14 protein-coding genes are annotated in these 15214 nt (G+C 76.4%); 9 read left to right on the plus strand and 5 right to left on the minus strand.

Translation table 11 applies throughout. From position 1 onward, the window contains the following. Window positions 1–2: 2 nt before the first annotated feature. The 5 genes from ACFWA9_RS06835 (at window position 3) to ACFWA9_RS06855 (ending at window position 5085) form a co-directional block, all read left to right on the plus strand. Window positions 3–1295 carry an STM4014 family protein gene (locus ACFWA9_RS06835; RefSeq protein WP_380383833.1) on the plus strand — a complete coding sequence of 431 codons (1293 nt, stop codon included), beginning with the start codon at window positions 3–5 and terminating at the stop codon, window positions 1293–1295. A gap of 74 nt (window positions 1296–1369) precedes the next feature. Further along, window positions 1370–2287 carry an STM4013/SEN3800 family hydrolase gene (locus tag ACFWA9_RS06840; RefSeq protein ID WP_380383911.1) on the plus strand — a complete coding sequence of 306 codons (918 nt, stop codon included), beginning with the start codon at window positions 1370–1372 and terminating at the stop codon, window positions 2285–2287. Beyond that, window positions 2284–3618, plus strand: coding sequence for an STM4012 family radical SAM protein (locus tag ACFWA9_RS06845; RefSeq protein ID WP_380383836.1), 1335 nt, complete (start codon window positions 2284–2286; stop codon window positions 3616–3618). The genes ACFWA9_RS06840 and ACFWA9_RS06845 overlap by 4 nt, the downstream gene beginning before the upstream one ends. Beyond that, window positions 3615–4574 (plus strand): STM4011 family radical SAM protein, encoded by a 960-nt coding sequence (locus tag ACFWA9_RS06850; RefSeq protein ID WP_380383839.1) that lies wholly within the window; start codon window positions 3615–3617, stop codon window positions 4572–4574. The genes ACFWA9_RS06845 and ACFWA9_RS06850 overlap by 4 nt, the downstream gene beginning before the upstream one ends. A gap of 127 nt (window positions 4575–4701) precedes the next feature. Then, window positions 4702–5085, plus strand: a complete 384-nt coding sequence (locus ACFWA9_RS06855; RefSeq protein ID WP_329491376.1) for a VOC family protein — start codon at window positions 4702–4704, stop codon at window positions 5083–5085. A gap of 268 nt (window positions 5086–5353) precedes the next feature. Here ACFWA9_RS06855 and ACFWA9_RS06860 read toward each other — a convergent pair whose 3' ends face one another. Together ACFWA9_RS06860 and ACFWA9_RS06865 are read right to left on the minus strand one after the other, a co-directional pair. Continuing rightward, the gene (locus ACFWA9_RS06860; protein WP_380383842.1) at window positions 5354–7621 is read right to left on the minus strand and encodes a TnsA endonuclease N-terminal domain-containing protein; all 2268 of its coding nucleotides are present in this window, start codon (window positions 7619–7621) and stop codon (window positions 5354–5356) included. 83 nt (window positions 7622–7704) lie between these two features. Then, the gene (locus ACFWA9_RS06865; protein WP_380383914.1) at window positions 7705–8187 is read right to left on the minus strand and encodes a MarR family winged helix-turn-helix transcriptional regulator; all 483 of its coding nucleotides are present in this window, start codon (window positions 8185–8187) and stop codon (window positions 7705–7707) included. 244 nt (window positions 8188–8431) lie between these two features. Between ACFWA9_RS06865 and ACFWA9_RS06870 the strand changes: the two genes are divergently transcribed. After that, on the plus strand, window positions 8432–8842 hold the full coding sequence (locus ACFWA9_RS06870) for an organic hydroperoxide resistance protein (protein ID WP_352290759.1): 411 nt from the start codon (window positions 8432–8434) through the stop codon (window positions 8840–8842). Window positions 8843–8901: 59 nt separating this feature from the next. On the opposite strand, the gene ACFWA9_RS06875 is transcribed toward ACFWA9_RS06870, so the two are convergent. Further along, a complete protein-coding gene (locus tag ACFWA9_RS06875) occupies window positions 8902–9270 on the minus strand; it encodes an SHOCT domain-containing protein (protein ID WP_380383846.1) in 369 nt (122 codons plus the stop codon). A 151-nt stretch (window positions 9271–9421) separates the two neighbouring features. Here ACFWA9_RS06875 and ACFWA9_RS06880 point away from each other — a divergent pair, with 151 nt between their 5' ends. Continuing rightward, window positions 9422–9793: a hypothetical protein gene (locus tag ACFWA9_RS06880; protein WP_380383848.1), complete on the plus strand. Its 372-nt coding sequence runs from the start codon at window positions 9422–9424 to the stop codon at window positions 9791–9793. A 55-nt stretch (window positions 9794–9848) separates the two neighbouring features. Here the strand turns inward: ACFWA9_RS06880 and ACFWA9_RS06885 are convergent, their stop codons facing one another. Further along, window positions 9849–10499, minus strand: a complete 651-nt coding sequence (locus tag ACFWA9_RS06885) for a beta-glucanase (protein WP_329491371.1) — start codon at window positions 10497–10499, stop codon at window positions 9849–9851. Between the two features lie 157 nt (window positions 10500–10656). Continuing rightward, the gene (locus ACFWA9_RS06890; RefSeq protein WP_380383852.1) at window positions 10657–11379 is read right to left on the minus strand and encodes a CBS domain-containing protein; all 723 of its coding nucleotides are present in this window, start codon (window positions 11377–11379) and stop codon (window positions 10657–10659) included. A gap of 282 nt (window positions 11380–11661) precedes the next feature. Here ACFWA9_RS06890 and ACFWA9_RS06895 point away from each other — a divergent pair, with 282 nt between their 5' ends. Continuing rightward, window positions 11662–13191 carry an SDR family oxidoreductase gene (locus tag ACFWA9_RS06895; RefSeq protein WP_380383855.1) on the plus strand — a complete coding sequence of 510 codons (1530 nt, stop codon included), beginning with the start codon at window positions 11662–11664 and terminating at the stop codon, window positions 13189–13191. A 54-nt stretch (window positions 13192–13245) separates the two neighbouring features. Next, entirely contained in the window at window positions 13246–15147 is a 1902-nt protein-coding gene (locus ACFWA9_RS06900; RefSeq protein WP_380383857.1) for a hypothetical protein, read from the plus strand. Window positions 15148–15214: the final 67 nt, after the last annotated feature.

A 15214-nucleotide genomic window follows, 5' to 3' on the forward strand; every position in this document is an offset into this window, starting at 1 on the left:
GGATGAGCACCCCCCAGACGGCCTCCCCGCAGCCGGCCTCCCGCTCGGCGGCCACCCCGCAGGCGCTCCGGCCTCACGTGCCCAGGCCTCAGGCGACCACCCCGCTGGCGCCCACCCCGCAGGCGCTCCGGCCGGCCGCGCCCCCGGCCGGTCCCGGGGAGGACGCGCCGCTGGCCGTCCTCGGCAATCCCGGGCACCGGCGGGTGGCGCTGTTCGCCGCCGCCGCCCGCGCGGCCGGCCTGCCCGAGCCGGTCGTGCTGCCCTGGATCGACGTCCTGCGCGGCCGGTTCGTCGTGCCCGCGGGGAGCCTGCTGCGGATCGAGTCGCCCGGCGAGGACCCGGCCGTGGACGAGCTGCTGCGCGGCCCGGCCCTCGGCCCCTCGTACGCGCCGACCAGGGTGGAGGGCGGCGCGGCCTGGTACACGGGGGTGGTGGCCGCCCTGCGCGCGGTGGCCCGGGTGCCGGGGGTGCGGCTGCTCGGCGATCCGGAGGAGATCGCCGTGATGTTCGACAAGCGGCGGGCGCACGCACTGCTGGCGGGCGCCGGGGTGCCGGTGCCGCGCGCGCTCGACGGCGCCGGGATCACCGGCTGGGCGGACCTCCGGGAGCGGCTGCGGGCCGCCGGGCTGCGGCGGGTCTTCGTCAAACCCGCGCACGGCTCCTCCGCCTCCGGCGTGGTGGCGCTGGAGTTCGGCCCGCGCGGGCAGGTGCTCGCCACCACCTCGGTCGAGCTGGCCGGCGGGCAGCTGCACAATTCGCTGCGGGTCCGCCGCTACCGGGACGAGCGGGAGGCGGCCGAGCTGGTCGACCGCCTGGCACCGGACGGGCTGCACGTCGAGCAGTGGATCCCGAAGGCCGCCCAGGCGGGCCGCTCGGCCGACCTCAGGGTGGTGGTGATCGCCGGGCGGGCCACCCACGTGGTGGTGCGCACCAGCGCACAGCCGATGACCAACCTCCACCTCGGCGGCGCCCGCGGCAGCCTCGCCGTGGCGCAGCAGGCCGCCGGCCACGCCTGGCCGGGCCTGCTGGAGACGGCCGAGCGGGCGGCGGCCTGCTTCCCCGGTTCACCGATGGTCGGCGTCGACGTCCTGCCCACCGCCGGGTGGCGCCGGGCCGTGGTCGGCGAGGTGAACGCCTTCGGCGACCTCCTGCCGAACCTGACCGGCCTGCCCGGCGGCCCGGCCGAGGGCCTGGACACCTACGCCGCCCAGATCTCCGCGCTACGACACCCGGGCCACCGGCCCGGGCCCAGGAACGACGCACCGACGACGGAACCGATGGAACCCACACGATGAACCACCAGCACCACCACCGGGCGCCCGCGCCGGCCGCGCCGCCGACACCGTCGGCGGCCGCCGCCGCGCCCGACATGAACGCCGTCGTGGGCACCCACGACCTGCTCCTCGTCACCCTGGACACCCTGCGGTTCGACGTCGCCGAGGAGCTGGCCGCGGCCGGGCGGATCCCGCACCTCGCCGCCGTCCTCCCCGGTGGCCGCTGGGAGCGCCGACACTCCCCGGGCAGCTTCACCTACGCCGCGCACCAGGCGATCCTGGCCGGTTTCCTGCCCACCCCCGCCGCTCCGGGCGGTCCGCACCCGCGGCTGTTCGCCGCCCGCTTCGCCGGGTCGGAGAGCACCGCTCCGCGCACCTGGGTGTTCGACGCGCCCGACCTGCCGGGCGCGCTCGCCGGGCACGGGTACCGGACGGTCTGCGTCGGCGGCGTCGGCTTCTTCAACAAGCAGGGCCCGCTCGGCTCGGTGCTGCCCGGGCTGTTCCAGGAGAGCCACTGGTCGCCGGAGATGGGCGTCCCCTCCCCCACCTCCTTCGAGGCGCAGGTCGCCAGGGCCGAGCAGGTGGCCGCCGAACAGCCGGCCGGGCAGCCGCTGTTCCTGTTCCTCAACGTCTCGGCGCTGCACCAGCCCAACTGGTTCCACCTGCCGGGCGGCACCCGCGAGGACGGGGACTCCCGGGAGAGCCACGCCGCCGCCCTGGAGTACGTGGACGCCCACATCGGCCGGCTCTTCGCGGCGATGAGCGCCCGCCGGCCGTGCTTCGCGATCGTCTGCTCCGACCACGGCACGGCGTACGGCGAGGACGGTTACACCGGCCACCGGATCGGCCACGAGGTGGTCTGGACGGTGCCGTACGCGCACTTCACCCTCCCGGCCCGCCCGGCACCCGCCCCGACCGCAGCCACCCGCCCGACAGCCACTGCCACTGCCACCGCCACCGCCACCGCCACCGCCACCGCCACCGCCACCGCCACCGCCGAGGAGACCGCATGACCACGGCCGCGGCCCCGCCGACCGATTCGCCCTACCGATCGTACGTCTACGCCTACCCGCACAAGACCGCCTACCGGCGGCTGCCGGAGCGTCCCGCGCTGCGCGAGCTGTGGGCCGACGAGCCGCAGCACGCGCTCTCGCTCTACCTGCACATCCCGTTCTGCGAGGTCCGCTGCGGCTTCTGCAACCTGTTCACCCGGATCGGCAGCCCCGAAGGGCTGACCACCGCCTACCTGGACGCGCTCGACCGCCAGGCCGCCACCGTCCGCGAGGCCCTGGACGACGGCGCCCGGTTCGCGCTGGCGGCGTTCGGCGGCGGCACGCCCACCTACCTCACCGCCGGCGAGCTGGAGCGGCTCTGCGACATCGCCGAGCGGCGGACGGGCGTCGACCTGCGGGCGGTGCCGCTCTCCGTGGAGGCCTCCCCCGCCACCGCCACGGCCGACCGCCTGGAGGTGCTGGCCGCACGCGGCGCCACCCGGCTGAGCCTGGGCGTGCAGTCGTTCCTCGACGAGGAGGCCCGCTCCGCCGTCCGCCCGCAGAAGCGCGCGGAGGTCGAGGCTGCCCTGAGGCGGATCCGCGCCGCCGGGTTCCCCGTCCTCAACATCGACCTCATCTACGGCATCGACGGCCAGACCGAGACCGGCTGGCTGCGCTCGCTGGACGCCGCGCTGGCCTGGGAGCCCGAGGAGCTGTACCTCTACCCGCTGTACGTCCGGCCGCTGACCGGCCTGGCCCGGCGCGGCGAGCAGGAGAGCCCGGCGGCCTGGGACGCCCGCCGGCTCGCGCTCTACCGGACCGGCCGCGACCACCTGCTCGCGCGGGGCTACCAGCAGGTGTCGATGCGGATGTTCCGCCGCGCCGCCTCCCCGCAGGCCGGGAGCGGCGAGTACGCCTGCCAGACCGACGGCATGGTCGGCCTCGGCTGCGGGGCCCGCTCCTACACCTCGCGGCTGCACTACTCCTTCGACTACGCGGTGAACGCCACCGAGGTGCGCGGCATCATCGACGACTACGTGGCCACCACCGACTTCCGGCACGCCGAGGTCGGTCGGTCCATGACGCCGGAGGAGGCCCGCCGACGGCACCTCGTCCAGTCGCTGCTCCAGGCCGAGGGCATGCCGCTGGCGGACTATCGCGCCCGCTTCGGCAGCACGCCCCTTGAGGACTTCCCGGCCGAGCTGGCCGCCTTCGAGGCCCGGGGCTGGCTGGCACAGGACGAGCTGCGCCTGACGCTCTCGCCGGAGGGGCTGGCGCACTCGGACGCGGCCGGTCCGATGCTGTTCTCGCCCGAGGTCCACCGGCTGATGGCCGAGTACGAGGCGAAATGACCTTCCTCGGCATGCCCGCGCCCCGGCCGGCCACCGGCGACGCCCGGTCCGGCCCCGACCTCGTCCCCGCGGCGGCCTCCCGGCCCGCGCCGGACGACGGCGGGGTCGACCTGACCCTGCTCTACCGGGGCCCGCTGTCCTCCTGCGACTACGACTGCCCGTACTGCCCGTTCGCCAAGCGGCGCGACACGCCGGAGCAGTTGCGGGCCGACCGGGCGGCGCTGGAGCGGTTCACCGGCTGGGCCGCCGGACGGGCCGGTACCGGCGACACGCTGTCCGTGCTCTTCACGCCCTGGGGCGAGGGCCTGGTGCGGTCCTGGTACCGGCGGGCGCTGGTCGAGCTGAGCCGGCTGCCGCACGTGCGCCGGGTGGCGATCCAGACCAACCTCAGCTGCCGAACCGGCTGGCTCGCCGAGGCCGACCCCGACACGCTGGCCCTCTGGGTGACGTACCACCCCGGTCAGGTCGACCACCGGCGGTTCCTCGCCAAGTGCCGCGAGCTCGACGCGCTCGGTGTGCGGTACAGCGTCGGCGTGGTCGGCCAACCGGGGCACCTCGGGGAGGCCCGCCGGCTCCGCGCCGCGCTGGACCCGGCGGTCTACCTCTGGATCAACGCCGCCGAGGGGCTCACCTACAGCGACGCCGAGGCCGCCGACTGGACGGCGCTCGACCCGCACTTCGGCTACAGCCGGCACCCCCACCCCAGCGCCGGCCACCCCTGCCGCACCGGGGAGTCCGTGCTCTCGGTGGACGGCGACGGCACCGTCCGCCGCTGCCACTTCGTCCGGGGCGTTCTGGGCAACCTCTACGACGGCTCGTACCGGCGCCAACTGCGCTCCCGGCCCTGCCCGTTGCCGGTCTGCGACTGCCACATCGGCTATGTGCACATGGAGACCCTGCCGCTCTACGACCTCTTCGCCGGAGGCGTCCTGGAACGGGTGCCGCACGCCTGGTGACGCGGCGTACCCGGCCGCCCGCCGGCCGCGCGGTAGCGGCCCGCCACCCTCCGGGCACACCGGGCTTCCGGCGCCGCCGCCCCTGGGCAGATCGGCCTCGGCGTATCTAGCCTGGAGGGAGGAGGCGATGGCAATGCTTGGAGACGCACCGATGGTGGCCATCATCCCGGCGGCGGATCTCGCCCGGGCGAAGCGCTTCTACACCGACACCCTCGGCCTGAAGCTCACCGATGAGAACGAGCAGGACGTCAGCTTCGAGTGCGGCGGCACGGAGTTCGGCATGTACGAGACGCCGAGCGCCGGGCAGGCCGCGCACACGCTGGCCAGCTTCAAGGTCCCCGACCTCGACGGCGAGATGGCGACGCTGCGCGGCCGCGGGGTCACCTTCGAGGAGTACGACATGCCGGGTCTGAAGACCGTCGACGGCGTCGTGGAGGCCGAGGGCATGCGCGCGGCCTGGTTCAAGGACAGCGAAGGGAACATCATCTGCCTGAACGAGCGGACCGCGTGAGCGTACGGGCCGACGGGTAGCACCCGCCCCCCGGCCCGCACCGTCGGCTCGTACCACCGTGCCGGGCGCCACCGCCACGGTGGCGCGGGTGTCGGCATGTTGCAGCCGCCTCGCCGGTGGACCGGCTCCGGCGAGGCGGCCGAGCCCGTGCCGTGACGCCGGTACCGCCGACTGCGGGCACCGGGGCCACGAGGTCCGGCGGGCCGACCCGGGCCGACCCGGGCGGATCCGGCGCGCCGCCCCGGGCGCACGGGGGACCGCACCGGTGCTACCTGCCGGCCGCCCATTCCTGCGCCAGGCGCTGCTTCCACCCCTTCGGGGCCGGCCAGGCCACTCCCCAGGCGGCGAGCTGGGCCCGGGTCCACCCGCCTGCCGCCGTTCGGGCCGCCTCGACCTCCGCCGGGGAGGGCACGACCCTCGGCCGTGGGGACACCTCCGGAAAGAGGGGGATCGGCTCCGTCCCCGGCGACGGCGACGGCGACGGAGGCGGCGACGGAGGCGGAGGCGCGGGGGCGTCCGGGGCGGGGGCGTCCGGGGCGGGGGCGTCCGGGGCGGAGGCGGACACCGGAATGAAATCCGATGCCGGAGCCGGATCCGACAGCGGGGCGGGAACGCTCGCCGGTGCGCCGCCCCGCAGCCGGTAGGGGTGGGTGCGCCAGGCCCAGCCGCGCCGGAGCACCAGCGCGGCGAGGTCCAGCGACTTCAGCGGCAGGGCCCCTGCGGCAGCCCTGACCTGATGCCAGGTCAGTTCGCCGCCCGTCGCCAGCGCTTCGTCCAGCGCGGCCTCCAACCGGCCGTCGACCGGGCGGTCCTCCAGGAGTCTGCGGGTCCTCCAGCCGTCGGTGGCCACCAGACCCCACCCGCGGGCCCGGCAGAGTGCCTCCACCGCACGGTACTTGGCGACGTTGACGGCGGTCGCCATCTCGTAGACCGGTTTGACCTCGATCAGGACGCAGCGCCCGTCGGTGGTGGCCACGAGGAGGTCCGGATAGTAGGTGCGCCGGCGACCGTCGAAGTCGTAGCCGATGGCCAGGGGCTGCTCCTGGTAGTACGCGATCTGCGGGGCGAAGCTGAGCAGTTGGACGACCCGCCACTCGGTCTCCGACTCGTAGGCGACCTCGCGGCCCAGCTTGGGGCAGTGCCAGGACCCGGAGCGCCCGGCCTCCCCGGCCGTGTCCCGCAGGGCCGCCAGCTCCCCGCGCGGCGGGGCGGGCTGGGGCGCCCCGAACCAGCTGACCTCGGTCTCCAGTGCGGCCCAGCGTCGGGCGGCGCGTTCGATCCGCTCCTGCCGTGACAGCTCGCGACGCGCGGCGTCGTGGCGAAGGGCGCGCACGGTCGCGGCCTCGGCCGCCAGGTTCTCCGCGCGCAGCTTACGGGCACCGGCCAGTTGGGCGATCACCAGCGCGGCCTGCCGCACCGGGACCGACGGCAGCAGCACCTCCGCGAGGTCGAGCAGTCGGGCCGGCGCCGGGGGGTCCGCCACCGCTGCACCGGCGGTCTGGGAACCGTCGAGCGGATCCGGGCCGTCCCCGGCGGGCGAGCCGTCGGGGCACGGTGGATCATCGACCCGGCTCAGCCCGGCGAGCAGGGTCCGCAGGCTCCGGGTCGCCGGCGCGGCGGTGCGCGCCATGCCGCGCACCGCCTTCACCTGGAGCTGGCGGACCCGCTCCCGCGAGATCCCGAACACCTCCCCCACCGCCGCCAGCGACTCGGCCGGTCCGTCGTGCAGCCCGAGGCGGCGACAGACGATCTCGCGGCTCCGCCCAGCGGGTATCTCCGCCGCCGCGGCGGCGGCCAGCTCGCGGAGCAGCAGCACGGTGTCGGGGTCGCGCTCGGCGATCGGCGCCCAGTCGGTCGTCAGCCTCGACGCCCCGGGGCAGAGGCACTCCAGGAGCCAGTCGTCCAGCAGCAGACGCGCCTCGCCCTCCCACAGCCGTCGGGCGGCCGCCTGCCGCACCGGGGCGGCCACGACCGCCAGGTCCGCCACGACCGGACGCGCGACGAACTCCGCCCGGCGCTCGGCCCGCAGGGGGTGCCCGGTCGTCCGCTCCCACTCGGCCCGCACGTCGTCGAGACGGGCCGACCCCTGCGGCCCGGCGGCGGGCTCGCCGCGCGTGGGCCCGGCCGGGGCAGGCTCCCCGGGGGTGGCCGCCGAAGCGTCACTGGCGGCCCGTCGCCGGCGCAGCCCGCGTGGGGGACGGCGGCGCGCGTCGAACACGCTCCGCCACGGATAGTCCGGGTCGGCGGCCAGGCGCGCTCGGAGCCACTCCAGCTCGGCGCTCCCGACCAGCGCGACACCGGAGGCCGGTCCGCCGCCGGAAGCCGGACCGTCCTCGACGAGCTCGGCCTCGGGCACGAGGCGGGCCAGCCGGGCGCCGATGGCCCCGGTCGTCCGGCCGTGCCGCCCGGCCAGCTCGGACAGGTCGAGACCCTCCCGAACGCCGTCGACAAGCCGCCCGGTCTCCTCGTCGCTCCACGCGCGGCCCTGCCGCGACGCGGGTGGCGGACCCTCCACGTTCCCCCCGGGTTCGTTCACGAGGGATCCAGTATGCCCGCCGCCACCGACCGGAAGCCGCCGCACCGGCGGGCCCGGCCGGTCAGCCTCCGGCGCCGTCGGCGTCAGCCTTCGGCGCCGTCGGCCAGGAGCGCGGAGTCGAGCGCGCCGGTCACCCGGTTGAGCAGGGCTCGCAGGTCGGCGAGGTCCTCGACCGGTAGGCCGGTGGCGGCGAGCAGCCTGCGCGGCACCTGCCCGGCGCGGTCGCGCAGCTCGCGCCCGGCGTCGGTGAGGCTGACGGTGACGGAGCGCTCGTCCTCGGGGCTGCGCTCCCGGCGGACCAGGCCGGCCGCCTCCAGCCGCTTGAGCAGCGGCGAGAGGGTCCCGGAGTCCAGGCGCAGGTGCTCGCCGATCCGCTTCACGGGCAACTCGCCGTGCTCCCAGAGCACCAGCATGACCAGGTACTGGGGGTAGGTGAGCCCCAGGTCCTTGAGCAGCACGCGGTAGACGCCGCCGAACGCGCGCGAGGCGGCGTTCAGCGAGAAGCAGATCTGCTGGTCGAGCCGGAGCAGGTCCTCGTCGCGGAGCGGCTGCTCGCCGTGGAGCAGGTCCGCGCCGGGCGCTCCGGAGCGGGCGGCATCGACGGAAGCGGCGTGGACGGGCAGGGCGTCGACGGACGGCGCGTCGGCGGCGGCGGTCTCGGGGGGTGTTGCCATGACTCCATGATAGCGGCCGTGCGCACCATTGAGTTGTGCGCAATTGAATTGCGTGCTCTACTTGTACCCGGAAGGCGGCCCCACCGGCCGCCGGGGACAGAAGCAGTACGGACGCAGGACGAAAGGGACCAGACCCATGGACGCGATCTACACCGCTGTGGCCACCGCGAACGGCCGAGAGGGCCGCGCCGTCAGCTCCGACGGACAGCTGGACCTCGCGCTGGCGATGCCGCCCGCCCTCGGCGGCAGCGGCCAGGGCACCAACCCCGAGCAGCTGTTCGCGGCCGGCTACGCGGCGTGCTTCGCCAGCGCGCTGGGCCTGGTCGGCCGGCAGGCCCGCGTCGACACCAGCGAGGTCTCGGTCACGGCCGAGGTCTCGATCGGCAAGGACGGCGCCGGCTTCGGCCTCGCGGTCGTCCTGCGGGTCGAGCTGCCGGACGCGCTGGCCGGCGAGGGCGGCGAGCTCCTGGTCAAGCAGGCGCACGAGGTCTGCCCCTACTCCCGCGCCACCCGGGGCAACATCCCGGTGGAGCTCGTCGTCGAGTAGCAGCACCCGCCCCCCGGCACGTCAGGGCCCCGCCGCGCCGTCGGCGGGGCCCTGCGGCGTCATCCGCCGCCGGGCGGCTCCCCCGCGGCGGCCTCACCCGGTCCGCCGGCGTCCCGCAGGACGTCCAGGCGGTGCCGGTACTCCTCCGTGTCGATCTCGCCGCGCGCGAACCGCTCGGCGAGCAGCTGCTCGGCCGTCGGCGAGAGCGCCCGGCGCGGCGGCCCGGCCGGCCCGGTCGCGGCCCACGGGCCCGGCGGCACCGGCCGCGCGCCCCGCGAGGTCCGCGACAGGTGGCGGACCAGCGCGACGGCCGCCAGGACGAGGACCGCCAGGACCAGCAGCAGCAGGAGGGCCAGCAGGCCGTAGCCCCAGCCGCCCAGGACGTGACCGTGGCCGTGCCCGTGGCGCGGACCGTTCCAGTGCCCCATCACGGCCTCCTCCTCCGGCCCCGCAGGGCCCATCGAGGTGATCGGCGCCTCATCACCATCCTGCGCCCGCAGGTGCTCCGGCGGACCTGAGGATCGTCTGAGAAACGCTCGCGAGGCGCCGATCGTGCCCGTCGGGGTAGCGTTGCGGCCCATGGACCACCACCCGCCGGCCGACGACCGCGAGCGGCTCGTCGCGGCCGGGGTGCTCCGCCGCTACGAGGACCGACGCCTGCATCCGGCCCTGCGCCACTCGCCGATCTTCTACGTCTCCAGCCGGCTCTGGGCGGAGCTCACCGCGCTGGCCATCGCCCCGGAAGCGGCCGCCGCCACGGCGCACGCGCTGCTGGCCGCCATCGCCGACCAGGCCGTCGACGCCGCCCTCGCCCCCGGCAACGAAGGCGCCCCGCGCGACGACCTGTACGTGACGCACCCCGCCCACATCGGCCCGTACCGCCGGGTGGTCTGGTTCCAGCGCACCGGCCCGCGCGGCCTGATCACGGCGACGTTCCCGCCGGACCGGTGAACCGCGCCGCCCCCGGGCCGACGACTCCGACCCGGGGGCAGCCGCGCGGCCTTCGTCAGCGCTCTATCCGCAGGCTGTGGCAGGTCCAGCTCAGCCGGTCCGGACCCGTGGCCGACGGCCGGTCGTGGTACGTGCCGTCCGCCACCGAGAGGTTGACGATCAGGTAGGCGTGGAAGTCCGGCCCGACCCCGCGCCGGTCCGCGTGCACGAGCGTGTCGCCGACGAACCAGTCCACCGAGCGCGCGCCCAGCACCGCCCGCAGGTCGAAGGTGGCGCCGGGGGCTATCCCGGCGTCGGCGCCGTGCCAGTACCGGGAACCGCCGCGAACGTGGTTCGAGACCTCCAGCAGGTCCGGATGGTCGGGGTGGTACTCGAAGACGTCCACCTCGTTGCCGCCGTCCCGCCAGGTCCAGATGGCCGGCCAGGCGCCCGTCTCGACGGGGAGCGTGACCCGCGCCGTCAGCACGTCGCCGGTACGGACCTGGAACGCCTCCGGGCTGCCCTCGGTGGTGAGCAGGCTGCACGTCCACAGGTCGCCGCCGTGCCGCCGGACGGCGGCGAACACGCCACCGGGGCAGTAGGAGCGGCTCAGGAAGTCCAGCTTGTGATCGCCCCGGTTGGTCGGCCCCATCCGGGGATAGGCGCTGCTGCGGCCCGCCACCCACTGCCTGGTCGAAGTGAAATCCGCGTCGAACACGACTGCCACGGCCGCCTCCCGGGTCACCCGGCGCGTTCGGCGGCCCGCTGCCGCCGCACACAAAGAGTGACTTACCCGATACTCTCCGCAGTATGCGAAGCGGACGCTCCGGGTCCGTGGCCAGGACGGCGGGACGCGACGGGACGCGACGGGACAGCGGCCGGCGTCAGCCGACGACGGCGGCCCCGTCGCTGCTGCCGAGGCGGTCCGTCACCGACACCACGCCGTCCACCGAGCGGCAGAGGCTCAGCACGATCGGCACCAGGTGCGGCGCCGGCACGCTGCCGCTGAGCACCACCCGGCCCTGGTCGACCTCCACGCCCACCTCCGCCGGGCTCACGCCCTCGATCCGGCCGAGCACCTCCTCGACGATCTCGCGGCGGATCACCCGGTCCTCGCGCAGGAAGACGCGCAGCAGGTCGCCCCGGCTGACCATGCCGAACACCCGGCCGTCCTCGTCCAGCACGGGTAGTCGCTTCACCCCGTGCCGGCTCATCAGCCGCGCGGCCGCCACCACACTGGTGCCGGGGGTGATGCAGACGGCGGGGCCGGTCATCAGGTCCGCGGCGGTGACGGCCCCGCCCGGCCCCGTCCGGGTCAGCTCGGGCGGCGGCAGCAGGCTGCCCGGGTCCTCCTGGGCGGCCAGGGTGAGCAGCAGGTCCGCCTCGGAGACGATGCCGAGGGGCCGCCCGTCGGGGTCCACCACCGGGACACCCGTGATGTCGTACTCGGTCAGCACGGCGACGATCTCCCGGAACCCGGTCTCGGGCGCGACCCGCACCACGGGACTGGTCATCACTGATTCGACGGTGGCATGCAGCACGCCGGTCACCTCGTCCACGAGCGATGTCGGCCGGACGACCGCCGTCCGGCCGGATATCTGGAGCATCCCTCCCGGCCGCGCCCCCGGCCAGGGGCCGAAGGGGCTGACGTCCCGGGACCAACGGCACTGCCGTCCGACGCTCCCCTCACAGCGTACGGCGGTGCGGTCCGCTCGCCCGGCCGTCGTGCCCGGCCCGCTCCGGACGGCGGCCCGCGGCGGCGGGTGCCGGGCCGGTGCTGTGGCGGCCCGGACCGCGGGCGGCGAAGCTGGCGGAGGGCGCGTGCGGCCCGCCCGCCGGCGCCGCCGCGCCGAACCCCGCACCCCTGACGCGGCTTTCTGGGAGGCACCATGGCCGGACCGAGCACCCCCGACGCCCCGCTGCGCTGCCTGGTCACGGGCGCCACCGGCTACATCGGCGGCCGGCTCGTCCCCGAGCTGCTGGCCGCCGGGCACTCCGTCCGCTGCCTGGTCCGCGACCCGGGCCGGCTGCGCGACCACCCCTGGCGGGCCTCGGTCGAGGCCACCGCCGGGGACGTCACCCGGCCGGAGTCGCTGACCGGGGCCTTCGCCGGCATCGACGTGGCCTACTACCTGGTCCACTCGCTGGGCACCGGCCGTGACTTCGAGGCGACCGACCGGGCCGCCGCCCGGGCCTTCGGCGAGGCGGCGGCCCGGGAGGGGGTCCGCCGGATCGTCTACCTCGGCGGTATCAACCCCGCCGGGGTGCCGGCCGCCGAGCTGTCCCCGCACCTGCGCTCGCGCGCCGAGGTCGGCCGCCTGCTGCGGGCGAGCGGGGTGCCGACCGCCGAACTCCGGGCCGCGGTGATCATCGGATCCGGCTCGGCCTCGTTCGAGATGCTGCGCTACCTCACCGAGCGGCTGCCCGTGATGGTGACCCCGAACTGGGTCGACACCAGGATCCAGCCGATCGCCGTCCGGGACGTCCTGTACTACCTCACCGCGGCGGCCCGGCTGCCGCCGGAGGTGGACCGGGCCTTCGACATCGGCGGCCCGGACATCCTCACCTACCGCGAGATGATGATGCGCTACGCCGCCGTCGCCGAGCTGCCGCGCCGGCTGATCGTCCCGGTGCCGGTGCTCACCCCCCGGCTCTCCAGCCACTGGGTCGGCCTGGTGACGCCCGTCCCCAACTCGCTCGCCCGCCCGCTGGTGGAGTCGCTTCGGCACGAGGTGGTCCGCGGCGAGCACGACCTGGCCGAGTACGTGCCCGACCCGCCCGGGGGCCCGACCGGCTTCGACGAGGCGGTCCGGCTGGCACTGCGGCGGATCAGGGACGCCGAAGTGGCCACCCGGTGGTCCTCCGCCACCCTGCCCGGCGCGCCGAGCGACCCGCTGCCCACCGACCCGGACTGGGCCGGCGGCAGCCTCTACCAGGACGTCCGGGAGCGCGACGTGGGCGCCCCGCCGGAGGCGCTCTGGCGGGTGGTGGAGGGCATCGGCGGCGAGAACGGCTGGTACTCCTTCCCGCTCGCCTGGGCACTGCGCGGCCGGCTCGACCGGCTGGCCGGCGGCGTCGGCCTGCGCCGGGGCCGGCGCGACCCGGCCCGGCTACGGGTCGGCGACTCGCTGGACTTCTGGCGGGTGGAGGAGATCGAGGCCGGGCGGCTGCTGCGGCTGCGCGCCGAGATGCGGCTGCCCGGACTGGCCTGGCTGGAGCTGTCCGTCACCCCGGACGGCCTCGGCGGCAGCCGCTACCGGCAGCGGGCACTGTTCCACCCGCACGGGCTGGCCGGGCACGCGTACTGGTGGTCGGTGGCACCGTTCCACGCCATCGTCTTCGGCGGGATGGCGCGCCGGATCACCGAACGCGCCGCCGGATCCCGGAACACCGCCCCGGACGGCGCAACCATCACATGATCGACTCGTTGGACCGTCCGCCACCACACGACAGACGGCTCCGGGGAGAACGCCTTGGCAGGACGGATAGACGGCGGCGCACCGCCCCGGGGCGCGGGCGCGCGTCCGGTGGCCCGGGCCGAGGCGACCCTGGTCCGCCACTACCGCCGGCTGGTCCGGCTCGCGTACCTGGCCCTGCCGGCCGACCGGGACCGCCACAGCCGGGTGCTCGCCGCGCACGCCGCGGTCCAGCGGGCCCTGCCGTCCCGTTGGAGCAGGCTGCGGGAGCCGGCCGGCACGGACGAGGACCCGCTGTACGCCGCCCTGCGCCTGCGGGTGCTGCGCGGCGCGCTGCACCCGCGGCCCGCCGACCGGCTGCGGACGCCCCGGGTCTGGGGGCTGCGGCTGTTCACCCCCGGCAGCGGCGAGCGGGACGCGGCACTGGACCGCGAACTGGCCGCCCTGGGGGCGCCCGCCCGGTCCGCGTTCGCGCTGCTCGCCGTGGAGGAGCTGACGCCCGAGCAGGCCGTGGAGGTGCTGCTTCAGGCCGGTGCGACCGACCCCGGGCAGGCCGTCGACGAGGCCGCACGGCTCTGCGCCGGACCGGATCACGGCCTGTCGGCCTTCGACCCCTGCGCGGTGCGCGTCCAGCCGACCGACCTGCTGCGCCGCCGCCGGGCCTTCGGTGCCTCGCTCGCGGTGGCCGCGCTCGCGCTCACCGGTACCGCCGCCGCGCTGGCCGGCCCCGGTGCCCCGGCCCCGGCCGGCGCGCCCGTCCGTCCGCTCGCCGTCCCGCCGGGCGGAACGCCGCCCGACCCGGCCCGGCTGCTCCGGGTGGCAGCGGACCAGTGGCAGCACACCGCCCGGATCGACTTCTCCGCCTGGCCCGCCCGCGGCGACCGCCGTGACGACACCGCCCTGCTCGGCCGGGCGCTCGCCGCCTGGTCGGGCCCCGGCCCGCGGACCAGGCCCGAGCCTGGCACCCCGACCGCCCCGCCGCAGGGGCCGCCCCAGCTGCTGTTCGCCGGCACCGTCGACGGCGCGGCCGTGGTGGTGCTCTACGACGGCGGGCGGCTCGCCCGCTGGACCGACGGACCGGGCGGCGGGCTGGACCTCGCCCGTGCCGACGACTCCTCCGTCACCACCGCCGGCGCGGTAGTGCTGCACCGTCAGGGGGCGACCGCCCGCTACCTGCTCGCCCCGTGGATCGACGCGGCCGACACCCGCCGGATCGACCAGCCGGACGTACCCGCCAGGGCACTGGACCGCGTGGACGGCGTGACCGCCGCGGCACCCGGCGCGAACACCACCGGTTCGCGCTCCCCGGGGGCGCTCGCGGACTGCCTGGGCGCCACCGTGCTCCAGTTGCGCTCCTCCTCCACGATCGCCGAGAAGCACTCCTTCCTGCTGGCCGACCTCGGCGGGCTGGTGCCCGCCCACCTCAGCTACACCCCGCCGCCGGACCGCACCCAGCCGGCCCGGCAGCCCCGCGAGGCGGTCGGCCAGGACGCGCTGCTGGCCTGGGCCCGCGCGGGCTGCGCCGTTCCGGACGGCACCCCCGGTGTCAAGCAGCTCAACCTCTGGGCCTTCGCGGTGCAGCAGCTGCCGCAGAACGCGGGCGCGGCGTCCTGGGTCTGCCTGCGCGCCGACCGCTGGAACGGCGAGGGCAGCGCCGCGACCGCCGTGCTGCTGCCGAACGCCCGGGGCCCGCAGCGCACGGGCGGCGGGCCGGGCCGGGCCTGCAGCCGGTTCGAACAGGACACGGTGGGGTGGACGTGGTGGCGCTCGCCGCAGGGCACCGAGTTCCTGCTGGCCGCGGGCAGCCGGCGGGTCGGCCGGATCACGGCCAAGGGACCGGACTGGTCGGCCGACCGGGCCACGCCGGACCACACCCTGGCGGTCGAGCGGCCCGGCCGGGCCGCGGTCACGCTGGAGGCGGTGCTGGACGGCGGCACCCGGATCGCTCCGCTGCGGTGAGGGCGGCCGCGGGAGCCTCCCCCTCGGCAGCCGCCCCCGGTGCGCCCGCCGGCCGCGGGCGCACCGA

Source organism: Kitasatospora sp. NPDC059973, from assembly GCF_042737525.1.
Lineage (GTDB): Bacteria > Actinomycetota > Actinomycetes > Streptomycetales > Streptomycetaceae > Kitasatospora.